This is a genomic window from Clostridium sp. AM58-1XD (assembly GCF_003464085.1).
GTDB lineage: Bacteria > Bacillota > Clostridia > Lachnospirales > Lachnospiraceae > Lachnoclostridium_A.
Genome location: NZ_QSDR01000016.1, coordinates 29,255 through 53,445 on the forward strand (window position 1 = coordinate 29,255; position 24,191 = coordinate 53,445).

Genomic DNA, 24,191 nt, shown 5'->3' on the forward strand with positions numbered 1-24,191 from the left:
TACAGGGCGTTTCCTGACCGCTGTCCTAGACAGCTGCATTCATGCTTATTTCTGCTCCGAGAACTTCCCCGCATCGATTACAGGATAGCTCTCCTGGCCTATCTTCTTCACATTTACTGGAGCCGTTCCCTTTACAACCTCCTTCTTGCCTGTATCATAGACAGAGCATTCCACCACCGTTCCCTTATCCGCAGTCGTCAGCTTTTTGTCCGCCAGACAGAGCACATAGTCGTCACCATTTTTATACAGAACCCATGTCTTATTCTTAATGTAGATTCCCTGCTTGCTCAGCTCATTTGCAACGACGCCTGCAAGGGAACCCGCACTTCCGTATGCGTTGTCCGTAGTCTTTGCTTCCGAGTCCAGAGTTGCGCTGTTGCCTAATCTTTTAAAAAAGTCTGCCAGTGATTTGTATGTAAAGGTTGCGCCTGGATAATCATCCTTATTGAAAGTCAGCTTGCCCAGCTCATTCTGCAGAAGCTTGATATCCAGCTCCCATTCCCCATGCTTGCTGCAGACAATCGAAATGGTATGGAAGTCGTCTGCAAGCCTGCACTGATACCGTCCTCCGCTCTTACAGACACCGGAATAGATGGCATACATGTCGTACTGATCCTCCTCGTTTACCTTGTATGTACTGATTACGTCGTTCAAAACCTTAAACGCCCCGCTGACATCATCCGGCGGGTCCTGAATTGCCTCCATGGAATACGTATGGGCAATTGTTTCCATATCCGTGATACATGCCGCACGACGCGACCGTTCAATATATTTCAGAAGCTGAGGGGCCAGAAGGCCGGTGAGAACCACCAGAATTGCAACGGCAATAATCAGTTCAATCAGGCTGAATCCCTTTCTGTTTTTATTCATACTACTCCCCCTCTCTTCTTTTATGTTATCATTATCCCATCATGATTACAAGAAGATCGAACCGTACTTTTTTAAATTATCACCGCACAGACGGCCGTCCGAACGGTTACTTTAATTATTTTGCCGCTTCTGTAATATCTACTCCGTCATAGAAAAATTTAAGGATCCGCTCGTATGTACTTCCCTTTTTAGCCATTCCCTGAGCGCCGTTCTGACTCATTCCCACGCCATGGCCAAAACCGCCGCCATAGATATGGAAGATTCCGTCTTTGCCTTCAACGGTAAAGAAACCGCTTGGAAGCGTATCCCATCCATTGACTTTCTTGCCGTCTTTTCTGATAAATTCCAGAGAAGCGTTGCCCAGAATGGATCGGATCTGGCTCTGCCCGTTCACAGTCTTATTGCCTGCTGTTCCTGTAATCTCCAGCTTCTTCGCAATGCCTCCGGCCCCCCGTTCCGTCACCTTAACGCTGGTGATGTTTCCAATTCCCGTTACTTTCTCCTGCAGGATGTCACTCGTTGTAGTAACCTCCCAGCGGTAAAGCGGAAATTCCGAATCATACGCTGCGTATTTCTTGTTTTTAATGAATTCACTGAATGCACTGTTGTCCGTAAGATCGAGTTTCTTTCTGTCGTCCCGCAGAGCAACGCTTTTCAGATATGGAATATCTTCCGGATTTCCTCCCCAGATCGCCCCGTCTGTCGTGGTTCCACAGGACGTTGAAAAGTAAAATGCTTCAATCGGTTTTCCCTCGTACATAAGGATTTTACCATACGTCTCGTCTACAGCCTGATCCGTCCGCGAATCCCTCTCTGCATTATTATAAACCTGGTAATTTGTGCTGTCGTCTACGTGGGCCCCATACTGGCTGTAGCTGTTCGTCTGGATCTGCTGGTATGCAAACGTACGCGCGCAGACAGCCTGGGCCTTTAAAGCCTCTTTCTCATATCCCGGAGGCATCTCGCTCGGTACGACGCGTTTCAGATAATCTTCTACGTAGAGTTCGTTGACAAGAGCAAGCACCGTTCCCTCTTCTGACGTTTCCCGAGTCACCTCCAGACGGCCGCAGTACGACGGCGTACCATATCCCCGCTCCAGCTCCTTAACGGCAACCTCATGCCCGTCTTCTGCAAAAACCTGTACCCTTCCCTTTTCCAGCCTTTCGTCATCAGGAGTAATACATAACTCTGTTCCCGCTTCGATACGCTCTTCTTTTCCATTTCCCCATACAACATTCATTGCGCCTTCTGAAGAAAGGGTCAGAACCGGGTGCAGTGTGGACTTAAATCCTGTATTCATAATGAGAACGCGGATCGTCTTTGCATCAAAAGGGCGTACAATCAGTGCCGCGCAGACCTTCCCCTCCGAAACAACAAATTCCTGTATATCATATCCGACCAGAATATCTTCCGGCTTTTTCTTCTGAAATTCTCCATATGTCTGGAAAACCTGAAAATCGGGACTCAGGGGCATAATTCCATGGCCTTCAATTTCAATCGTATCCTTCTTTACGGCCAGCACGCGTCCCGTCATCCGGTCCTTCTTAACGACGATTTTTTTCACTTTTCCGCGTTCCATCGTGATGTCAACGATGTTGTTGTACATTTCTTTCAGCTTTTCTTCCTTCAGTCCGGTTTCCATATCGCGGATAATATTGCCTACATAAACGCGGCATTCCGTCCCGTTTCCTTGAGAGAGCCATACATTTTCGTATACGACCTTATCGGACACCAGCCCACGCACATCAAGAAGCTCCCCGTCCCTGATCATTACTTTAATTCTGCTGTCTATGTAAGAATCGAGAGCCAGTCCCTCGAATCCGATCGTTCCCTCGCTCGTATATGCGGTCCACGCAGGAGCCTCCTTCACATTCAGCGGTGTGCCGTAAACCAGAATTTCCTTTTCCTGCACCTTTTTTTCCGGATCATTTTTATTCACAAGAGAGTCATAAAACAGCCACCACTCGTCCTGCGGAATTGCTTCGCTTTTGTTCTTTCTCGTCAGACGTATTTTATTTTTCAGTTCCTTTGACATGGCTTCTGCCAGGTAGTCCGCTTCTTCATATGTCAGGTATCCCTGCGCTGATTTCGCATCCGGAGGCGTCAGCTCTTCCGTCAGATATCCCTTTTCATATAAATAGTCCATATATTTTGCATACCAGGCTGAACGGGAATTCTCTGCAAAGTGAGATTTTTTGAGATTCTTCTCAAATTCTTCGCATTCTTCTCTTGAAATCATGGAAAGCACTGCTGCTTTGCAGGCCAGTGCTCTCGAAATTCCCTCTTGTCTTGGTTCATTGCAAACGATGATGACAATCAGCAGCACAACAAGTAGCGGGATGCCGGTTATCCATCCAATAAACTTATAACGGTTTTTCATGTCTCCCTCTGATCTTTCACATATGTCTTCTGTTCTTCATCAATATAATTTAGTCCCCGGTAGTCATCTGTATGACCAGATAATTGTTTTTTATGAAGTGAAGCTTCAATTCCCTCTTTCGAAAGGCGGTAAATGACTGCAAATGTCGGCACGCCGATAATCATTCCCACAAAGCCAAACAGGCCGCCGAACAGCAGGATGGAAAAGAGCACCCAGAAGCTCTGGAGCCCCGTAGAGTTCCCGAGGATCTTAGGTCCGAGTATATTGCCGTCAAACTGCTGGAGGAGCAGAATAAATATCAAAAAATAGAGGCATTTCATAGGACTTACAAGCAGAATCAGAAATGCACTTGGCACGGCTCCGATGAACGGGCCGAAAAACGGTATGATATTTGTTACACCGACGATTACGCTGACAAGCAGCGCATACGGCATATTCATCGCACTGACGCAGACAAAACAGATAATGCCGATGATCAGGGAATCCACCAGCTTGCCGATAATAAAACCGCCGAATACCTGGTGAATAAACCGTACCTCTTCAATGATCTTGTTCGCCAGCTTCACCGGAAAGAGGCCGTAAATTACTTTCTTCCCCTGGGCGGCAAACGTCTCTTTGATGTTCAGCAGATATACCATAACAATTACGCCGATCAGCAGATTTTTCAGGGAAATAATGACACTCCACAGCTTTGTGGATATATTTACCACAATTCCACTCCACAGTCCGCTGGATACATTGCTGATAATCTTGTCCAGATTGGGGGCAACCTTATTGTTTACCCAGTCCTCAACATACATGCTCAGCTGATTGTATATCTGTATTGTCAGTTCCGCGTTATCAGAATCCGTTTTTAATACATCCGCGATCCAAAGCTCCAGATTCTCAAGCATGGCCGGGAGCGTATCGATGATTCCCTTAATACTCGTCACCAGCTGAGGCACAAGCATGGACAAAAGGCCGGCTACGATTAAAAACAGAACGACCAGACTGACGATTGTACCGCACATCTTAGCCGTTGTCCTGATCTTTGCAACATCTTTTCTCTTTTTCGCATACGTTCTTTCAACGGCAGCAACCGCCTTATTGTAGATCGGGTTCAGGAGGTATGCCAGTACTGCACCGTATATGATCGGTTTAAGAATATTGATCAGTATTCCCAGCCATCCCTTGACGCTGTTCATATGAATCATAAGAAATACGAAGGCCACACTGAGCCCAATAACCGATATGGCTGTGACCCCCCAGTAGATATATGTCCGAAAACGAATATTTTTCATGTCTTTCCCCTGCCTGCGATTGTTTTAACTGCCCTTATATTATAATACCAGGGCCAAAAGGTCGGAAATCCGCGCAAGCTTACCTGCATGAGGATTTTGACCCCAACCTCATATTATCATATATTTGCAAAAAGATAAAGCAGCGATTTCTCGCTGCTTTCATCTTTCGTAATCCCAAAATGCCGGCTCTTACCGATTGACTCCTAGCGTTGCTAGGTGGGCAACCTCACTCAGACTTCTGCCTTCCACTACACAATCGGAGGCCTGACATCCGCCTGAAAATATTGGAATCCCGAATGTCATATTGTAGGTTCAAAAAAAGTAAGAGTATCGAACATCCCAGGAATTACAATTCCTCTGTTTGATTGATTTTATTATACAACATAATATTTTGTTTTTCAAGTTCCTTTTACTGTCAAATACCTGCCGCCCCACCCGGTTTTCGACATCCCCTCTTATTTCAGGCTGTCCGGGCCAAAACTCAAGGGAAGCAGTTCCTCCAGTCTGTATTCTTTGACCGGTCCGTCTTCCTTTACAAGAAAAATTCTGAATTCAGCCGGATTGCAGAATTCCCGCATCACCTGACGGCATATGCCGCAGGGCGGGCAGTAGTCCTCTGCTCTTCCTTCCGGGCCGCCGCAGACTGCAATGGCCTCAAATTCTCTTTTCCCATCGCTTACCGCTTTAAAAAATGCCGTTCGCTCCGCACATACTGTAGCTGAATAGGAAGCATTTTCTATGTTATTGCCCGTATAGATCGTCCCATCAGCCGCAAGAAGCGCCGCTGCAACATAAAAATGGGAATAAGGTGCGTACGACTGCATAAGCGCATTCAGTGCAGCCTCTGCCAGACGTCTCTTTTTTTCTTCCATGCTGCCGCCTGCAGCCATCGTTAACCGCCTCCTCCAACAGATCAGTTTTAAATTCGATCCCATTCCCTAAATGACAGAACACAGAGTTCCGCAAGCGGAACTCTCGCGCCTGCGGCGGGTCGCTTCAGCGACATCATTCCTTACCGCTGCAGGGCGACCCTGCCCGGAGGGCTTTTTTGTTACATAGGATAGTCCGGAGAACTTTCCTATGTAACAAAAAACTATCTGCATTAGCAGATAGCCATCGTCTCATGCTCTAATTTCCACTGATCTCTGTACACTTCCAAATCTCTGAGCAGGTCGTCGCATTCGCTGCTGTGTATCCTGAGTTCGAGGTTTCTCGCTGTACGCATAGCAAATACTGCCAATACAGACTTCGCATCCACCACATAATTTCCGCATGACAGTTCCATGTTATAACTGTATGTTCCGGTAATTTCCATAAACTTTATAATAGAATCCATATCCCAAAAGCTGATCCGTACTTTCGTCATGGTGCACGCTCTCCCTTCACGGTATATCTCGCTATTCTGTCGCTGATGCGCCCTGCATCGATCGATTAACAATTAATACTGCTCATAAGAATATTATTATATTTAAGTACTTCTTATTATACCCGTGACCTTAAAAAAAAATCAAGCAGATTATGACAAAATTTTACACAAATTTTACGCACTGTTTTTTTATCGTTTTCGTTATAATACATAGAAGCCGCCGGAACGTCTGTGAAAAGAACATGTCTTCCCATATCAGCTTCGTCCCGGCGGCCTCATTTTTCGTTCCATCTTTCATCTATCCGCACTTTTTTCATGATCCCGCCTCTTTCATGAGGCGGGATCACGCCCTGGCCTAGCGGTCAGGCTTCAGTAGTCTATTCCGCGCTTTTCCGGCGCGTAATTAATTTCAGTTATTGCAGCCGCAATCTGTGTCTGCCTGTACAGCGCCATACCCATCATTCTGAAGCGGCATAATGCCGTTTCCAAACTGCTGGCAGTTGAAGCAGCCTACACGGTATCCTTCATTGTATCCTGCATTAAATCCACTTCTGTAAGCTCTTCTGTTGCTGCACTGGCAGTTATTGTTGCAGCCACAGCCGCTGCAGCTTCCACAGCCACATGATCCTGCTGCCGCTGTTCCGTTGCAGCCTCCGCAGCTTCCTGCTGTTGCTGTTCCGTTGCAGCTTCCACAGCCGCAGCTTCCTGCTGCCGCCGTTCCGTTGCAGCTTCCACAGCCACAGTTTCCTGCTACTGCCGCTGCTGTACCTCTCCAGCCTCCGCAACCACAATTACCGCAACCACAATTTCCACAACCACAATTTCTATTACATCTACACATCCAACACATAACCTTAATCTCCTTTTTTTTGATGTTTGTAATATATCGTATGTCCATGTGTCCAAAAGTGTGCAGCGCGTGTCCTTTCTGCTCTTCATGACGAGATATTTATGAATGAAAGTATAAAAAACCTTTCACAGCCCCTCTTTCTTTTCCATAGACTATTATTAGAAATTCTTCCGAGCTGGAAAGGAGTATTCACCTATGGATTCTTATACAAATTCCCGGCGTTCTGAATATGGACGTTCTCAAATGTTCAGAAACGCCTCCTCTGGGATGACCGTCGGCGTACAGTCATGTTGCTGTACACAGCCGAATATGCAGCCAGGACCACGGTCAAATATGCAGACCTGTCCTTCGTCAAATGTACAGACCGGGCCGCAGCCAAATATGCGTACCATTCCACAGACAAACATGCAGACTGCCCCGCAGACGAATATGCAAACCACCCCGCAAACGAATATGCAGGCAGCCCCTCAAATGGATATGCAAGACAGAGGGCAGGCAGATATGCGCATGCCGATGCAGTCTTCCATGCCCACTCCTTCTGCGCAGGCTGGGGCTTACGCTCCTTCAGGTAATATCAATTGTCCCGGATCTTCCATTGGACCGATCGAAAGTTATACTGAAATTTATCCTGTCGGTATGGGTTATGTTCCAATGCAGCAGTGGCGTCAGACCTACAATCTGGAACAGGGCTTTTCCCGCGGAACCATCTTTCCGGAACTGGATCTGCCGTTTATTATGGGGAGGTGTCAATAATGGAAAATACTGTCTTCAGCACATCGAATCAGGAATCTACTTCACAGCAGATTATGCAGGTGATTAACCAGGCCAGTTTTGCTCTTGATGACGTTCTTCTCTATCTGGATACCCATCCATGTGACCAGGCTGCTCTGACTTACTATCAATACGTTAAGGATTTAAGAAAACAGGCGATGGATGCCTACACTTCTCAATATGGTCCTCTTATGAAAGATCAGGTAAAGCCAGGAAGTTATTGGAATTGGGTAACAGAAAAATGGCCTTGGGAAGGGGGAATTAATTAATGTGGGTATATGAAAAACGATTGCAGTATCCTGTCAATATCAAAACGCCGAATCCAAAAATGGCTCAGTTCATTATGAGTCAGTATGGCGGCCCAGAATGTAAAAACAGATAAAGGAAAACAGATAAAGATGGAACGGAACCATGTACAGCCGGCTGCCGCTCCTGGACATGTTCAAATATGATACAAAAAAGCGGCGGAAGGTTTCTTCTCCTCACCGCCGATTCTCACATGTTAATTATGTACTGTTATTCTGTCTTTACGATCTCCTCTGTCCGACCGTTCCGAATTTTAATTACATATCCGCCGGCACTGTAAACGAGCACGTTTACCTTTGGTACCTTTCGGTTCACAGACATACTTATGATCTTGGCCTCTTTCGGGCAGATATCTCTCAGCGAATCATACAGGCCGTTTCGCTCATCCCCCAGCGGATATGCCATCATCGCTTCATAAGGTACAATATTATCTATGGTTCCCTCCAATACTGCCTCATACAAATACTGTTCCACAGTCTGATATACGGCCAGCGCCTCACTCTCGTGTATATTCTCTGCATTCAGGCGATATACGGCCTGTGTCACAGCGATACCGCTTCCTATCGTCAGGGCCGCCGCCGTAACAGCCAGCACGATCACTGTATCTATGAGTGCCATTCCCGAATTTTTTAACCGCATTTCCCATCCTCCCATCATACCTCTGGAAAAATTGTAACACGGTTAGCTACGTCTGAATGATGGTAATTATTTCCAGCTATGTCCATCTGGTTTTATATCATGCTCCGGCTGTATACGGTGCCGTCTGCTGAATTTCGTTTATGAATGTAATTATATTCTATCATTATCCGGTATTCGGGACAAATGATGTTCGCCGCAAGTTGCGACAGTTGTTGACATCTTACGTCCCTGCGGCCTTTATCCGCATCTCCTTCCTGGAAAGTAATAAAAAGACCCAGAATTATTTCCAGGCCTCCTTCTAACATTACATTCTAATTAACATTTTTCGAAATAACGGCATTTTCCATCCGTCAATCATGCGTTCTTCTGTATCCGGCAGCTCCATTACCCGCTCCTGCAATAGGATCTCAGTCTTCCTTTTACGCTCCCCGGTTAATTCCTCCATTAAAAATGTCTCACCGGATATCTCGATATAATTTACAATTGTCGGTTCAGCCATGTGATCATTCCTCTCTGGTTCATCTTATGTATTTCGGTTTGTACCACTTGCCAAAATTGTTTTTTCACTTTTGCCCGGCCCATACTAAGCGTATTTATTTTTTTCTCAGGTCATACACTGTCACAGGAGATGATTTCATGAAACCTGTGCTGCCCGCGCTCAACATCGGCGCTGCCTACGTCCGTGTCAGTACCGACGACCAGACGGAGCTTTCCCCAGACGCCCAGCTGCGCGTCATCCTGGACGCAGCCAAAGACGACGGCTTTGTCATTCCAAAAGAATATATCTTCATGGAGAAAAAGGGCATTTCCGGAAGGAAAGCTGACAACCGGCCGGAATTCCAGAAAATGATCTCCCTGGCCAAGTCCCAGTCACCCGCTCCATTCAAACGGCTGTATCTCTGGAAATTTTCCCGTTTTGCCAGAAACCAGGATGAAAGCACCTTTTATAAAGGTGTGCTGCGCAAAAAATGCGGAGTGGAAATTAAAAGCGTATCTGAACCGATCGCAGAAGGAATGTTCGGCCGACTGATTGAAACGATCATCGAATGGTTTGACGAATACTACTCGATCAACTTATCCGGAGAAGTATTACGTGGTATGAAGGAGAAGGCAATCCGTCACGGATATCAGATTCCTCCATGTCTCGGATATGATGCTTTAGGCGGCGGAAAGCCTTATATAATTAATGAAAGAGAATATGCCGTTGCTGAATTCATCCATACCTACTATCATGACGGCCATGATCTCTCTTCCGTCGCCAGGGAATGCAACCTCAGAGGCTACCGCACAAAACGGGGCAATCTGTTTGAACGCAGGACCATTGACCGGATGCTGAGGAATAAATTCTATATTGGCATTGTGGAATGGAACGGCATGGAATTTCAGGGTACTCATGAAGTCCGAAATCCTATTTTAAGCGTATTTAAAGAAAACCAGCTCCGCCTGGAGCAGGAATACCGTCCCCTAAAACGGCGGGAGGTATCCTCCTGCCGTCACTGGCTTTCCGGACTCCTAGTCTGTGGTACATGCGGAGCCAGCCTGGCAGTTAATACGGCCGGTGGTAAGGCAAAACGGTCGGACTTTTTTCAGTGCTGGAGATATGCAAAGGGATTCCATACCGGTTCCTGCAGCATATCTGTATCAAAAGCTGAATCAATTGTTCTGATGTCTTTAAAACAGGTACTGGATACCGGCAGGATCGAATTTGAATATATAAAAAAGACGGCTGAAAAACAAAATGACGAAATATCGTCTGTAGAACATGCGCTGAACCGCCTTGCTCTAAAAGAACTTCGGATCAGAGATTCATATGAAAACGGCATCGACACGCTCGAAGAATACAGCCAGAGCAAAGAACGGCTGAAAGCAGAAAAAGAATGCTTAACCGAGCGGTTGAAGGAACTGGAAGCAAACAAGAAGTCAGGAACTGCTTCTATCTCTGTTCAGAAAGAAACCATCATGATAAATATACGGTCTGCTTATGAACTGATTGCTGATCCTGATGTGAGCTATGAAGTAAAAGGAACTGCTCTGCGAAGAATTATCCGTAAAATTGTATACGTCCGGCCGGAAAACCGATTTGAATTTTACTATTACGTCTAAACCGTCTGGTTCCAGGCATGGATCCGGACGGCAGCTGATTGTTCGGAGTTGTTGACACATTACGGCCGTATCCGTTCCTGAATTGTTTTATGGTCCAGCAGGGAATTTCGCGTTTGCTTTATGGTTTTGTACCCGTAATGCGGCAGACGAGAAGTGCCATCTGGCGGGTGTCAATGGAAGGCTGTTCCTCCCTCAGCCATTGCTCCAGCATGGCGACCATACCGCTGATAACAAAGGTTGCCGCATATTTCTGCTCCTCCTGAGATTCCGCTTTATTTCGAGCATAATGGAAATATGAATCCCTTTGCAGGTATTCTCTGCACTTTCTCTGAAGCACACAGCTTTTTCCATTTTGAATTATCAGCCCCAGAATCTCCTTATATTCCCCGAAGAACGCAAAGAACAGCTTTGCGGCATCACAGAGGCTGCCGATCGTTTGCTGACTGTAATGCTCAATAAATTTCTCAAAAATTGTATCCAGATAGAATTCCAGAACTTCTTCTTTGGAATCGAAAATCTGATAAAAGGTCTGGCGGGACAGGCCTGTTGAATCCATAATCATCTTAATGGATATCTGTTCCAGTGAAGTATGTGATAACAGCGATAAAAAGGCTTTGACGATCTCATCTCTTGACCTCAAAGCTGACGGATTGCTTCCCCGATACATAAAACCTCCTTTTGTATAACCGAAGATCATACACGATATCAAATATGTCAAATTTAAGTCCAGTTCATTGACAACCACCTATTTCCTGTTTATACCATAGCATAAATACATACACCTGTCAAAAATAATACATGTGTCTTTTCTGTCTGCTTTGATGATTTTAAATGAGAACGACTCTTTAAAAGCGCTTCGCGTAACACCTCTGCCGTTTCTTTCTAAAACATTTATTTCGGAAAAAACATATGAATACACACCGCTGTTATCTGTTTCTGCACTCTGGCGGACCGGACGGAGAAATCGGTGCTTCTATGCGCTACCTTTCTCAGCGATATGCAATGCCATTTAAAGAATGCAAAGCACTGCTAACCGATATCGGAACAGAAGAACTTGCCCATATGGAGATCGTGGCTGCAATTATTCATCAGCTGACACGGAATCTTACACCTGAGCAAATCGAAGAATCTGGTTTTGGGCCGTATTACATTGATCACACCACAGGGATCTGGCCTCAGGCAGCAGGCGGTATTCCATTTAACGCCTGTGAATTCCAGTCCAAAGGCGACACGATTACCGATCTATACGAGGATATGGCCGCTGAGCAGAAGGCCCGCTCTACCTATGACAATATTCTCCGCCTCGTGAAAGATCCAGACGTCTGTGATCCGATCCGCTATTTAAGGGAGAGGGAAATCGTCCATTTCCAGCGTTTTGGTGAAGCCATGCGCATTACTCAGGATAAACTGGATTCTAAGAATTTCTATGCTTACAACCCTGCATTTGATAAACGTGCAAAGAATTCGTCCGGAACGGGCTGCCGTTAATCCGTAGCCTCAACTCCCGGTTTAAACTTTAAACGACGTGAGTAAAACCATGAGAGCCGCTTCCTGCTGTATACCTGCTGGAAACGGCTCCCATGCCTTTTATCAATTCATTTTCTTTTTAGTCACAAGCCCTGCAAGAATATCATTCATTTCCCTGCCGCTGTCTGCCTTTGCCATCACGGGCTGCTCCTTTCCTTCAACCACCCTACGGTTCTTCATCAACTTTTCCCGGCAACTGGGTAAACTTCAACACATATGTTACATAAAAGAACCTCAGCTCGACCCGGTGAATGCGCCCGTCTATCCTAACGAGAGCCGGTACTGCTTTTTCCACAAACTCCAGTTCTTTGTGATTTTTCCTGCAGTATTCTTCAATCTCATTATAAAATTCATCGGCATTTTCCGGTTTCCGGTTAAGGGTCTCAATCAGAACCCGCTCCCCATATACTTTTCCTCCGTTCAGCTCCCTGGCAACTCGTCTCAGATAAAAAAAAATCTCCGAGCCATATCACGAGCAGCACTGCAAGGTTCACATTTATGATCGGCCTTATTTCATAAGGAATCAGCTGCTCCGCGAAGACTAACATGAATACCAGTATAATCCAGTACATAAGTGCAGGCCTCTTTAACCAGATATTCTCCTTTCCGGGCATCGTATAGAGCCATTGAATCAGAATTCCGGCAAACACATACCCGGTTATAATCATAGGAAGAATTGAAAAATACGATTCTGCCAAATCCATCTGGCCTGCGATGCTGATCCACAATACGGACGATGTCCAGAGTACCAGGCCCAGGAAACTTCCCTTCCAGAGAACTTCCGTATATCTTTTCTCATCCCATTTCCTTCTGCTTATTATATGTCTCATCGTTTCATCTCCTCTCTCAGCCGTTCCTTCAGCCCTGACAGATACCGCCTGGATATATAAACCTTTTCTCCGTTATCACACATGGCTTCCATCAGACCGTTCAGCAGCGGTTTATATGCTGCGATTCTTTCCAGATTTACAATAACAGATCTGGATATTCTGGTAAAATTTCCTGGCAGAACGCATTCCAGTTCGTATAGTCTGGCCCTCGATGTATAGCATTCTTTTTCCAGATGAATTACAAGAGTGTCTTCCCCTGATGTCTCAATAAAACGAATCTGATCGCTTGCAATCTGATATACTGCGCCGTTTTTTTCACCCGCTATTGCAACCAGACGGTATCGCTCGTCTTCTATATACTGCTTTAAGTTTTTTACAGAACTGTCTATTTCATGGACATAGAGCTTTCCATGTTCATCCAGCTCTCTTTCGATCTGGACCACTTCCACTTTCATACCGTTTCCTCATTTCCATTTGTTTTGAATGATTCCTTCTTTTCACAATCAGTATATAATGTTCCCGAAATTATTACCATACCTTTTTGCCAAGCGGCATTTTATGGCAGGTAAGCGGTATAATTCGCATTTTCATACACCAAAAAGGAGCAGATACGACTGATTCTTACTGCCGTTCTGCCCCTTATTATTTCATTCTTTTATGAACAATACTCTTTCTGAAGTCCCGCAATAACCAGCCTGTTACCCTGAGCGGAACGAGAGTCCTTTCCTTCTTTCCCCAGTTTATCATAAAAATACTTTATAATATCTTTTCTCCGTATAATTCCGATAAAATTCTTCTGATCATCCACTACCGGAATAAAGTTCTGTTCCAACGCACGATCTACCATATCTTCCATCTTGGCATCTGCCCGTACCGGTCTGTAATCGATTCGGCGTGGGATCACTGTAACGGGAACTCCCTCTGCCTCCTTGAGATTCAGATTAAACTTATTCTTAATTCCCCACAGCATATCTCCCTCTGTGATGGTACCTATGTATCGTCCCGAGCGGTTAATCACCGGAACAGAAGAATATTTGTGATATTCCATCTTCTCCAGTGCCTGACGAAGCGTTTCGTCTTCATAAATATAAGCCACCTCACTTTTTGGTGTGAGAAAAAATAAAATATTCATCAAGCCCCTCCTATGAATCCTTTTTCATGTTGTTATCAGTATAACACGTTCTTATGAAACTCTTGTGAACGAATTATAATTTTTTTATAACTTTTTTTACATTTTTCTCCAGTATTACATAAGAATAGCAGTCTTTATTCTTAACAACTTTTTATTTACCGACATTCGTTTCATGGCAACGAGGGGGCGTAAAAAGAATACAAAAACAGCACAGCAGATTTGTTTTTTGAAGCTCCCTCGCCTTCGTACCATTGAACTTAATCTCATAAGCCCGGATCTCTTTATTCAATCAAATTGACCGGCTGATCAGGCCAAAAGAAACAGTTCCGCGCCCCAAAAAGCGCGGAACTGTTTGTTATTCCAGATAGTCTAAGGGATCAATCGGTTTACTCTCATGAGCAAGTTCCAAAAATACATTTGTACCTTCTACAGAGTAGTATTTCGTCGGTTCAGCCACATAGCCTAAAAGCTGACCGCGTTCCAGATATTCATTTTCGACAACAGGAATTTCTTTTAACTGGCCGCATGTTGCCAGATATTCATTTCCCATATCCAAAACGATGTAATTTCCAATTTCTTCATTGGAACCGATTTCCACAACTTTGGCATTGGCAGGTGCATAGACAGGCGTGCTTACATCACTCTGAATTACCATGCCAGGATTGCATTTGTACTGCTCAAGTGTTGGGAAAAAAATTGTAGAATCCATACTGTATCCAAGAATTACATTTCCTTCTACCGGCCAACCCATCTTTGAAGTATCCGTAAAGTCAAGTACGAGCGCCTGGGCCGCGTTGTTTCCGGCTCCGGCCGGTTCTACTGTATCATTGCTTTCCTTAGCCCCTTTTGTCTCATGTACCTGGTTTGCCTGATCGGCTTTTTTTGCAGAGCTTTCATTTGACTTCTTGCTGCTCTGCTCTTTTGCCTCTGAACTTCCTGCAACCTGCATGGTCGGTTCCGGCTTTGTCTCTTCCGCGATCATCTGACCATCCTGTTCCATCGGATAGTAAGGGTTTCCATCTTTTACGCGGTTTCCTCTTTGAATAGTAACAGCCCCTGCTGCGGCAACAATAGTCAGCAGGCCTAACACGAGCATAACGAGGAACAATTTGTCCTTCATCAGCTGATTCATTTTCTCTTTCACGTTTATCACCTCGCTACTATTCTTACCAAACCAAGGTGACTTATACAGAGAAAAAAGATTTTTTTCTAGCTAGGAGCCGGGAAGAAACAGCTCAGTTATCCTGTGGATGAGGAGCTTGCTCATCAGACACAGGATGACTGAGCTGGTTTTTACGGCGACAGCCGTAAAGCGAGGAAAACCTCTGGTTTTTCGAGCCTTCCCGGCTCCTTGCGGGCCTCTTTCCGGACTCTTGGCTGCACAGACGGCTGTTCTTTCTACTGTCTCCCTACCTCTACACCGCTGTAGAAATATTTTAATATGTCTTCTGCCGTCCATCCCTCTTCTGCCTTTACTTTGGCGCCGTACTGGCTCATGCCGTAGCCATGGCCGATTCCTTTTGCCACTGCCCGGATGTTTCCTTCATAGTCTTCCAGCACAAAACTGGGGGACGACAATCCCAGAGCATATTCAACTTCCTCTCCCGTATAGCTTTTTGTACCGATCTGAATTTCTTCCACATAATCGGATTCATCCCTGGATATCATTTGAATCTGAGAGATTATGTTTTCTGCCGCCAGTTCTCCCGAATCCGGTATCTCACGAATCCGCGCGGCAAACTCGTCTGCAGAAAATGTTTTTACCTGAAGGAAACCGTCTGCTCCCACATCTTCAGCGCTTTCTGCAGCTTTTATGTAAGGCGTTTCTTCACCAGCCGCCCTTGTTCTTCCGGTACTCGCCCTGTGAAACAGCGGTGTAATCAGTTCGCCTTCATATGTAATTACCATCCCATTCGTATCTTCTACGGCATCTTTTATATTTTTATAATACTCTGCCATCTTTTCCTTTCCCCACATCTTTTTCAGCTGTTTTTCTTCCGGATAATCAATATCAAGAGAGGATTCCGGTATTTCATTTTGATCTCCCATGATACCGTAAATATACGTACGGGCGATTATCGCCTGCGCTTTCAGTGCCTCCTTTCCATAGTCTGCCGGAATCTGCTTTGCGACTACTCCCCACAGATATTCCTCTGCATCCATGTAGGAAACGCTGGATCCCCGGTCCAAAATAATTCTCTTTCCGCTCAAAAGAGCGGCGTGTTTTTCTCTTCCCCCTACACTGCCCGTCCAAGCCAGTGTCACGATGGAAGGAAACAGCACTGCCAGAAACAGTGTCAGCATAATTCTGCGCATCAAAAAAATCCCCTCCTTTCATAAACGTTTCTGGTTTCCCATACTATTTTATGAAAGAAAGGGGTTTTTCATACTTATTAACTGTTCAGGCAGTGTTATCTTCTAATAGATGACCTGCGTCATTAAAAAGCCTTTATTATAATTCCATATCAACTTTTACTTTGTCCAGATGCCAGATATCCTTTACATACTCTTCAATCGTTCTGTCAGAAGTAAATTTGCCGGAGTGAGCCGTATTCAGCATGGCTGCCTTCGCCCACCACTTTTCGTCGCGGTAAGCCTGGTCGATCTTCTTATGAGCCTCTGCATAGGAACGGAAGTCTTTCAGGATGAAATACGTATCCGGCCTGTCGCTGTTCTTCGTATTCAGAAGAGAGTTGTAAATATCGCGGAACAGCTCGGAATCTTCCGGAGAATAATAACCGTTGATCAGCTGCATAAGCACGCGGCGGATATCCTGATCCGTATTAAAGATAATCATCGGATCATAATCACGTTTCTGCTCGTGGCTGATTACTTCGTCAGAAGACATTCCAAAGATAAATGCGTAATCCTGGCCTACTTCTTCCACGATTTCCACATTTGCTCCGTCCATAGTTCCAAGCGTGAGCGCACCGTTCAGCATAAATTTCATATTTCCAGTACCGGAAGCTTCCTTACTGGCCGTGGAAATCTGTTCACTGACATCAGCAGCAGCAAAAATAATTTCTGCGTTGGAAACACGGTAATCTTCAATAAACACAACTTTAATCTTGCCGCCGATGCTCTTATCATTATTGATGACATCTGCAACCGCATTGATTAATTTAATCGTCTTCTTTGCAATGCGGTAGCCTGCCGCCGCCTTTGCACCGAAAATAAATGTCCTCGGAACCATATCCATATTTGGATTGTCCTTGAGCTGATTATACAGATGCATTACATGAAGAATGTTCATCAGCTGACGCTTATATTCGTGAAGTCGCTTGACCTGTACGTCAAAAATGGACCGGGGATCTACATCGATTCCGTTATGCTCTTTGATGTACTGTGCAAGACGTACCTTGTTCTGGTACTTAATGTTCATAAATTCCTGCTGGCATTTCAAATCGTCCGCATATACGGCAAGCTTTTCGATGTGTGCCAAATTGGTGATCCAGTCGCTGCCGATCTTATCGGTTACCCAGTCAGCAAGAAGCGGGTTGCCGTGGAGAAGGAAACGTCTCTGTGTAATGCCGTTCGTTTTATTATTAAATTTATCCGGCATCATTTCATAGAAATCTTTCAATTCCTGATTCTTAAGAATCTCTGTGTGAAGTCTTGCAACACCGTTTACGGAAAAACTTCCTACGATAGCCATATGAGCCATTTTTACCTGGCCGTCATAGATGATTGCCATCTTTTTTATTTTTTCCATGTTTCCAGGATATTGTTTCTGTACGTCTTCCAGGAAACGGCGGTTGATCTCTTCAACAATCTGGTAAATACGCGGAAGAAGTCTTGAGAACAGCTCAATCGGCCATTTTTCCAAAGCTTCTGCCATGATCGTATGGTTCGTATATGCACATGTCTTTGTAGTAACAGCCCATGCTTCATTCCACTCCAATCCCTGCTCGTCAACGAGGATTCTCATGAGCTCTGCCACTGCCACCGTCGGATGCGTATCATTTAACTGGAAAACGACCTTCTCATGGAAATTGCGGATATCGTCGTGTTTTTCCAGGTATTTCTTCACCGCACGCTGCACGCTGGCGGAAATGAAGAAATACTGCTGTTTCAGACGCAGCTCTTTTCCGGCATAGTGATTATCATTCGGGTAAAGAACCTCTACCAGGTTTTTTGCAAGATTCTCCTGTTCTACCGCCTTCTGATAATCTCCCTTATCAAATGCTTCCAGGCTGAACGTGTTAATTGGCTGGGCGTCCCAGATACGCAGTGTATTTACAACGTTGTTGCCGTAGCCCACGATCGGAAGATCGTAAGGGACTGCCATAACGGACTGGTAACCCTTCTGAACGTAACGGTTTCTGTGTCCGTCCCATTCGCTTTCTACATAGCCGCCGAATTTAACTTCTGTCGCATACTCGGAACGGCGGACTTCAAATGGATTGCCGTCTTTCAGCCAGTCGTCCGGCACTTCCATCTGATATCCGTTTTCGATTTTCTGCTTGAACATACCGTAGCGGTAGCGGATACCACAGCCATATGCCGGATAGCCCAATGTTGCCAGAGAATCCAGGAAACACGCTGCAAGACGGCCAAGGCCGCCGTTTCCGAGAGCCGCATCCGGCTCCTGATCCTCAATCGCATTCAGGTCAAATCCCAACTCATCCAGGACTTCTTTGATCTCCTTCTGAGCACAGATATTGATAATATTGTTTCCAAGAGCCCTTCCCATCAGGAATTCCATAGAAAGGTAATAAACAGTTTTTGCGTCCTGTCTTTCATATTCCTTATGAGTCGCAATCCATTCGTCAATGATGACGTCTTTTACCGCATAAGATACGGCCTGAAATGCCTGTGCCGGCGTAGCCTCATCGATCGTCTTACGGAATAAATTCTTCGTGTTGTATATAACACTCTTTTTAAATGTTTCTTTATCAAATCCCCGGTTCATCTTTTCCTCCTATTTGTCGGTCGTCTTCTCAACGCCCAGCATTACTTTCTCGCCGTTGATATTCCATTCTTTTGCATATCCGCCCATCTGGCCAAGCATGATGTGCTCTGCCAGGACTTCATCTTTGATTTCGTCCGCATGGGCTTTCAGGATCTCTGCAATTTTGTCACTGTTATCCTGGTATACGTTAATATGGTCTGTCACTTCAAAGTCTGCTTCTTTACGCATAGTCTGGATTTTGCTGATGATTTCGCGGACAAATCCTTCTTCCACCAGTTCAGGCGTCAGATTTGTGTCCAGAACGACTGTAACCGTATTGTCGCTCTCTGTTACAAAACCTTCTGTCTGGGCCATATCGATCAGTAAATCATCTTTCGTAAGTTCTACCTTTACGCCGTCAAAATCGAGGTCAAAAGCCCAGTTTCATTTAAGGTATCCATTGCTTTATTGCCGTCTGCCTCAGCAAGGGCCTTTTTAATATTGCCAAGCTGTTTTCCGTATTTCGGTCCTACTGTCTTCAGCTGTGGTTTAAAGGTATAAGAGGTAAATGCTCTGACATCGTCAGTAAATTCAACCGCTTTTACATTCAGTTCATCCCTGATGATATCCTGATAAAATTCGGGGAGATCGGCAGGAGCCTTAACGAACATCTTGCCGATCGGCTGACGGTTCTTGATATTGGCTGCATTTCTCGCCGCGCGTCCCATAACAACGATTTTCAGTACTTCATCCATCTTCTCTTCCAGATCGCTGTCAATCATTTCCTCATGTACAGCCGGGAATTCACATAAATGAATGCTCTCCGGTGCGGTTTTATCGATGTTTCTTACGAGGTTTTGGTAAATATCTTCCGTCATAAACGGAATCATCGGGGCTGCAGCCTTGCTGATGGTCACAAGAGCTGTATAAAGCGTCATGTATGCATTGATCTTATCCTGCTCCATGCCCTTAGCCCAGAAGCGTTCACGGCTTCTTCTTACATACCAGTTACTCATATCGTCTACAAATTCCTGAAGAGCTCTTGCTGCCTCCGGAATTCTGTATCCGGCCAGGTTTTCATCCACCGTCTTTACAACGGTATTCAGTTTGGACAACAGCCATTTGTCCATAACCGGAAGTTTCTCATATTCCAATGCGTATTTTGTTGCATCAAAATTATCAATATTCGCATACAACACAAAAAATGCATACGTATTCCACAGAGTTCCCATGAACTTACGCTGGCCTTCCATAACGGCTTTGCCATGGAACCTGTTCGGCAGCCATGGCGCGCTGTTAACATAGAAGTACCATCTGATCGCATCTGCGCCGTACTGGTCAAGAGCTTCAAACGGATCGACGGCATTTCCCTTGGACTTGCTCATCTTCTGTCCGTTTTCATCCTGGACATGTCCCAGAACGATAACGTTCTTGTACGGAGCCTGATTGAAAATCAGTGTAGAAATCGCCAGAAGAGAATAGAACCAGCCTCTCGTCTGATCCACAGCCTCGGAAATGAAATCGGCCGGGAACTGTGCCTTGAACGTTTCTTCGTTCTCAAATGGATAATGATGCTGTGCAAACGGCATCGCACCCGAGTCAAACCAGCAGTCGATTACCTCCGGTACACGGTGCATCTGCTTTCCGCACTCCGGACATGTGATCGTCACGCCATCGATATATGGGCGGTGCAGTTCGATATCATCCGGGCAGTTTGGAGACATTTTCTTCAGTTCTTCAATGCTTCCAACGGAATGCTGATGGCCGCACTCACACTCCCAGATATTGAGAGGCGTTCCCCAGTAACGGTTACGGCTGATTCCCCAGTCCTGAACATTTTCCAGCCAGTCGCCGAAACGTCCTTTTCCGATGCTTTCCGGTATCCAGTTAATTGTGTTGTTATTGCGGATCAGATCGTCTTTTACAGCCGTCATTTTGATAAACCAGGATTCTCTTGCATAATAGATCAGTGGAGTATCGCATCTCCAGCAATGAGGATAGCTGTGTTCAAAATTAGGAGCTGCAAAAAGAAGGCCTTTTTCTTCCAGCGCCTTTAACACAAGCGGATCGGCCTTCTTACAGAAGGTTCCCGCCCATGACGTTTCTTTCGTCATCTCGCCCTTGGCGTCTACCAGCTGAACGAACGGCAGGTTATAATTTCTTCCTACCTTTGAGTCGTCTTCACCGAATGCCGGCGCAATGTGTACGACGCCTGTACCGTCCGTCAGTGTTACATAGGAATCACATGTAATATAAAATGCCTTTTTATGCTGTTTTTCACATATGTCCACAGCAAAGTCAAAGAGCGGCTCATATTCTTTATATTCCAGATCCTTTCCTACATAACGCTCGTTGATCTCATAAGTGTCCGCGCCAAGAACCGTGTCCAGAAGAGCTTCTGCCATATAATAAACGGTTCCGTCGTCCTTCATCGTCACCTTTGCATAAGCTTCGTCCGGATTCACGCAGAGAGCCACGTTAGACGGCAGCGTCCATGGAGTGGTCGTCCATGCGAGGATATACGCGTCTTCATCCTTGCATTTAAATCTTGCGATTGCAGAACGTTCTTTTACATCCTTATATCCCTGGGCAACTTCATGAGAAGAAAGAGGAGTTCCGCAGCGTGGGCAGTATGGAACAATCTTAAATCCCTTGTAGAGAAGTCCCTTTTCCCAAATCTGCTTGAGAGCCCACCATTCTGATTCGATATAGTCATTGTGATACGTAACATATGGATCGTCCATGTCTGCCCAGAAACCTACGGTTGATGAGAAATCTTCCCACATTCCCTTGTATTTCCAGACGCTTTCCTTGCAGTGGGCGATAAAAGGCTCCAGACCGTATTCTTCGATCTGCTCCTTACCATCCAGCCCAAGCATCTTTTCCACTTCCAGCTCTACCGGAAGTCCATGAGTATCCCATCCTGCCTTTCTCGGAACCATATAGCCTTTCATCGTGCGGTATCTCGGAATCATATCCTTGATTACACGTGTGAGAACATGGCCGATATGCGGCTTTCCGTTAGCAGTGGGCGGTCCGTCATAAAACATATAGGTTTCGCCCTGTTTCCTGCTGTCGATACTCTTTTCAAAAATCTGCTCGTCTTTCCAGAACTTTTCAATTTTCTTTTCCCTGTCCACAAAATTCAGGTTTGTAGATACTTTGTCGTACATTTTCTTCCTCCTTACTTGCTTGCAGCCGGCAGAATACAAATTCCCCTATCATCTCTCCGTAAAATCTCTTTGCACGCAGTTCCCATTTCCCGAAAAGAATTTTATTACATCTGGAAATTCAAAGAGTTTTCTGATTTAATCCGATGTAATAAAAAGAGCTCCGCCCTGTAAAAGGACGAAGCTTCCTGGAGACTTCGTTAGACCACCTGTTACTGCATACCGTCATATGAGTTCCCTGTAACGTGGGACATTCGTCAAAGCTTACCACGGCAGTCCGCATTCAGCCCGCAACTCCAGAGTGATTTTCAGTATTGCTTTACTTGCGTCGGGCTCACACCATCCCCGATTCGCTGCTGCTTTCCGGCAATCCTACTGTCTCCTTCATAGTCTTTACACTTATTCATCTATTCTAGTTTTGATATTATCAGCTATTCTAGTATAAATTTACCACTTGTAAATGTCAAGGAATTCTTTCTTATTTTCCCTGTAAACCCGCCTTTTTCCGTCATTTCAGCAGTGGAAGCAGGTTCCCGATCTCTCCCTGGGCGGCCGCTTCTCTAAAACTTCTGTATGCATAGAAACAATAACCGGAAACAGCTCCGTTTTCCCGTCCCTCTTCTACCTGGCGCTTTATGATATCATTTCTTCTCAGCCATTCGGATGAATCGTTATTATCTTTTACATTTGTTCCTGCACGGTAAAGCCCAAGACCCAGATAAAGCCTGACGCCTCCTTTTTTCTTCAGTTCTGCCCATGACTTCAGATTCGCTGAAAATGCATACGGGGCCTCACTGCCGTCTGACGTCCTGGCTTCAAAGCCCCAGTAAATCTGCGGCATGATATAGTCCACATATCCGTCTGATGTCATCCAGCGGTCTACGTCCACGAACAGTTTATTGTCACTTCTCAGATTTTTCAAATACCCCTGAGGGCTTATGCCGAAAAGGACTCCCGGCTTTTTTTGCTTAATAGAGTCGTAGACACGCTTAACAAGATCGCTCACCTGATCCCGCCTCCACTGTGCGATAGGCTGTGCGGAACCGGAAGCCAGATATTCCGGTTTGTCAAACCACAGTGCCTCTTTCGTATCATCTACCTGCGGATAGAAATAATCGTCAAAGTGTACACCGTCCACATCATAGCCGTTCACCACCTCCATAACGCCATTTACAACCAGGTTCTTTACGTCCTCGGAGGCCGGATTGTAGTAATACTCTCCCTGGTGGCACAATACATTTCTGTCATTTGCCGCATTGTTGTCAGAAAGCCATTTCTTAGCAGGACTCTTATCCGAAACCTCTTCCCATTTCATCTGATAACCTGTAATCCTGTAAGGATTAAACCATGCATGGAACTGCATCCCTCTCTCATGGGCAGCTGCAATCATGTATGCAAGAGGATCATAAGGAAGCGGATTGCCCTGCTGCCCTGATGCGAATTTTGACCATGGATAACAGGAGGAAGGATACATGGAATCCCCATGGGAACGGACGTGGACAAACACGGCATTCATCCCCCAAAGCGCACATTCATCCATGACCTTATCCACTGTTTTCTGAAAGTTTTCCTCATCCTTGGGCCATTCATTCCAATCCAGATATGAAATCCATACGCCATGCAGTTCTTCTTCCGCAGTTGTTCTGCTTTTACTCGTAACTGCCCCATAGGCAAACTCCTGTCCCGCAGCTGCCTGCCATCCTGGCAGCGTCAATGCCATTGCCGCTGCGATTATAAGGGATACCGCCCCTTTCCAATTTTTACCCACCCGATTTTTCCTCCTGATTATGTACAATATTTTTTTCTGTGCTGGTAGCGCACCCTACGCTTCTCTGTGGCGCGTCCGCTTCGCCAGACTGGCCTTTTTTCGCCCTCACGGGCTTTTTTCGCCGGGCTGTGACCTCAATTCCGCTTCGCTCCATTTCGGTCACGGGCTTCGCCCCATGTAATAAGCCAGAGATAAATTTCTTTACGTGCAAGCACGACATAAATTTTTCTCTAACTTATTTCGCCCGGCTCATTGCCTACGTGGACATTATACCAGAATTTTCCATTGTTTGGGGGGGATTTATTGTT

The 24,191-nt window shown here is 45.5% G+C and carries 20 protein-coding genes, 1 other RNA gene and 2 pseudogenes; 5 read left to right on the forward strand and 18 right to left on the reverse strand.

Annotation, left to right across the window (positions count from 1 at the left end):
* Positions 1-45: 45 nt before the first annotated feature.
* From DXA13_RS11205 to DXA13_RS11235, 7 genes are all read right to left on the reverse strand, one after another.
* Positions 46-870 (reverse strand): prepilin-type N-terminal cleavage/methylation domain-containing protein, encoded by an 825-nt coding sequence (locus tag DXA13_RS11205; protein ID WP_118244458.1) that lies wholly within the window; start codon positions 868-870, stop codon positions 46-48.
* 115 nt (positions 871-985) lie between these two features.
* On the reverse strand, positions 986-3,250 hold the full coding sequence (locus tag DXA13_RS11210; protein WP_118244460.1) for a SpoIID/LytB domain-containing protein: 2,265 nt from the start codon (positions 3,248-3,250) through the stop codon (positions 986-988).
* Positions 3,247-4,530: an AI-2E family transporter gene (locus DXA13_RS11215; protein ID WP_118244463.1), complete on the reverse strand. Its 1,284-nt coding sequence runs from the start codon at positions 4,528-4,530 to the stop codon at positions 3,247-3,249. The genes DXA13_RS11210 and DXA13_RS11215 overlap by 4 nt, the downstream gene beginning before the upstream one ends.
* 168 nt (positions 4,531-4,698) lie before the next feature.
* Positions 4,699-4,879: non-coding RNA, 6S RNA (gene ssrS, locus DXA13_RS11220), on the reverse strand.
* A gap of 106 nt (positions 4,880-4,985) precedes the next feature.
* On the reverse strand, positions 4,986-5,420 hold the full coding sequence (gene cdd, locus DXA13_RS11225; RefSeq protein WP_181995633.1) for a cytidine deaminase: 435 nt from the start codon (positions 5,418-5,420) through the stop codon (positions 4,986-4,988).
* Positions 5,421-5,632: 212 nt separating this feature from the next.
* Positions 5,633-5,896, reverse strand: a complete 264-nt coding sequence (locus DXA13_RS11230) for a hypothetical protein (RefSeq protein WP_118244465.1) — start codon at positions 5,894-5,896, stop codon at positions 5,633-5,635.
* Positions 5,897-6,406: 510 nt separating this feature from the next.
* Positions 6,407-6,637 (reverse strand): hypothetical protein, encoded by a 231-nt coding sequence (locus DXA13_RS11235; RefSeq protein WP_118244467.1) that lies wholly within the window; start codon positions 6,635-6,637, stop codon positions 6,407-6,409.
* Positions 6,638-6,941: 304 nt separating this feature from the next.
* Here DXA13_RS11235 and DXA13_RS11240 point away from each other — a divergent pair, with 304 nt between their 5' ends.
* The 3 genes and pseudogenes from DXA13_RS11240 to DXA13_RS11250 form a co-directional block, all read left to right on the forward strand.
* Positions 6,942-7,499, forward strand: a complete 558-nt coding sequence (locus DXA13_RS11240; protein ID WP_243009083.1) for a spore coat associated protein CotJA — start codon at positions 6,942-6,944, stop codon at positions 7,497-7,499.
* Complete coding sequence (locus DXA13_RS11245) at positions 7,499-7,786, forward strand: spore coat protein CotJB (RefSeq protein WP_118244469.1); 288 nt, start codon at positions 7,499-7,501, stop codon at positions 7,784-7,786. Before DXA13_RS11240 ends, DXA13_RS11245 begins: the two co-directional genes overlap by 1 nt.
* Positions 7,786-7,881: pseudogene (locus DXA13_RS11250) on the forward strand (manganese catalase family protein); the annotation flags it as partial. The gene DXA13_RS11245 and the pseudogene DXA13_RS11250, both read left to right, overlap by 1 nt.
* A gap of 152 nt (positions 7,882-8,033) precedes the next feature.
* On the opposite strand, the gene DXA13_RS11255 reads toward DXA13_RS11250, so the two are convergent.
* On the reverse strand, positions 8,034-8,462 hold the full coding sequence (locus DXA13_RS11255; RefSeq protein ID WP_118244471.1) for a hypothetical protein: 429 nt from the start codon (positions 8,460-8,462) through the stop codon (positions 8,034-8,036).
* A 304-nt stretch (positions 8,463-8,766) separates the two neighbouring features.
* The gene (locus DXA13_RS11265; protein WP_118244476.1) at positions 8,767-8,961 is read right to left on the reverse strand and encodes a hypothetical protein; all 195 of its coding nucleotides are present in this window, start codon (positions 8,959-8,961) and stop codon (positions 8,767-8,769) included.
* A 137-nt stretch (positions 8,962-9,098) separates the two neighbouring features.
* On the opposite strand from DXA13_RS11265, the gene DXA13_RS11270 reads away from it, so the two are divergent.
* Positions 9,099-10,565 carry a recombinase family protein gene (locus DXA13_RS11270; RefSeq protein ID WP_243009084.1) on the forward strand — a complete coding sequence of 489 codons (1,467 nt, stop codon included), beginning with the start codon at positions 9,099-9,101 and terminating at the stop codon, positions 10,563-10,565.
* A gap of 118 nt (positions 10,566-10,683) precedes the next feature.
* On the opposite strand, the gene DXA13_RS11275 is transcribed toward DXA13_RS11270, so the two are convergent.
* Positions 10,684-11,232 carry a TetR/AcrR family transcriptional regulator gene (locus DXA13_RS11275; RefSeq protein WP_118244478.1) on the reverse strand — a complete coding sequence of 183 codons (549 nt, stop codon included), beginning with the start codon at positions 11,230-11,232 and terminating at the stop codon, positions 10,684-10,686.
* Between the two features lie 242 nt (positions 11,233-11,474).
* Here DXA13_RS11275 and DXA13_RS11280 point away from each other — a divergent pair, with 242 nt between their 5' ends.
* Positions 11,475-12,053, forward strand: a complete 579-nt coding sequence (locus DXA13_RS11280; RefSeq protein WP_118244481.1) for a manganese catalase family protein — start codon at positions 11,475-11,477, stop codon at positions 12,051-12,053.
* A 422-nt stretch (positions 12,054-12,475) separates the two neighbouring features.
* Here the strand turns inward: DXA13_RS11280 and DXA13_RS11290 are convergent, their stop codons facing one another.
* The 8 genes and pseudogenes from DXA13_RS11290 to DXA13_RS11325 form a co-directional block, all read right to left on the reverse strand.
* A complete protein-coding gene (locus tag DXA13_RS11290; protein ID WP_118244485.1) occupies positions 12,476-12,922 on the reverse strand; it encodes a hypothetical protein in 447 nt (148 codons plus the stop codon).
* The gene (locus DXA13_RS11295; protein WP_118244487.1) at positions 12,919-13,377 is read right to left on the reverse strand and encodes a LytTR family DNA-binding domain-containing protein; all 459 of its coding nucleotides are present in this window, start codon (positions 13,375-13,377) and stop codon (positions 12,919-12,921) included. The genes DXA13_RS11290 and DXA13_RS11295 overlap by 4 nt, the downstream gene beginning before the upstream one ends.
* A gap of 200 nt (positions 13,378-13,577) precedes the next feature.
* A complete protein-coding gene (locus DXA13_RS11300; protein ID WP_118244489.1) occupies positions 13,578-14,054 on the reverse strand; it encodes a CBS domain-containing protein in 477 nt (158 codons plus the stop codon).
* A 355-nt stretch (positions 14,055-14,409) separates the two neighbouring features.
* Positions 14,410-15,198, reverse strand: a complete 789-nt coding sequence (locus DXA13_RS11305) for a peptidoglycan DD-metalloendopeptidase family protein (RefSeq protein WP_118244491.1) — start codon at positions 15,196-15,198, stop codon at positions 14,410-14,412.
* A gap of 254 nt (positions 15,199-15,452) precedes the next feature.
* Entirely contained in the window at positions 15,453-16,370 is a 918-nt protein-coding gene (locus tag DXA13_RS11310) for a SpoIID/LytB domain-containing protein (RefSeq protein ID WP_118244494.1), read from the reverse strand.
* Positions 16,371-16,506: 136 nt separating this feature from the next.
* A complete protein-coding gene (locus DXA13_RS11315; protein WP_118244496.1) occupies positions 16,507-18,966 on the reverse strand; it encodes a glycogen/starch/alpha-glucan phosphorylase in 2,460 nt (819 codons plus the stop codon).
* 9 nt (positions 18,967-18,975) lie between these two features.
* Positions 18,976-22,118 (reverse strand): annotated as a pseudogene (gene ileS / locus DXA13_RS11320) (isoleucine--tRNA ligase).
* A 505-nt stretch (positions 22,119-22,623) separates the two neighbouring features.
* On the reverse strand, positions 22,624-23,883 hold the full coding sequence (locus tag DXA13_RS11325; protein WP_243009085.1) for a family 10 glycosylhydrolase: 1,260 nt from the start codon (positions 23,881-23,883) through the stop codon (positions 22,624-22,626).
* Between the last annotated feature and the right edge of the window lie 308 nt (positions 23,884-24,191).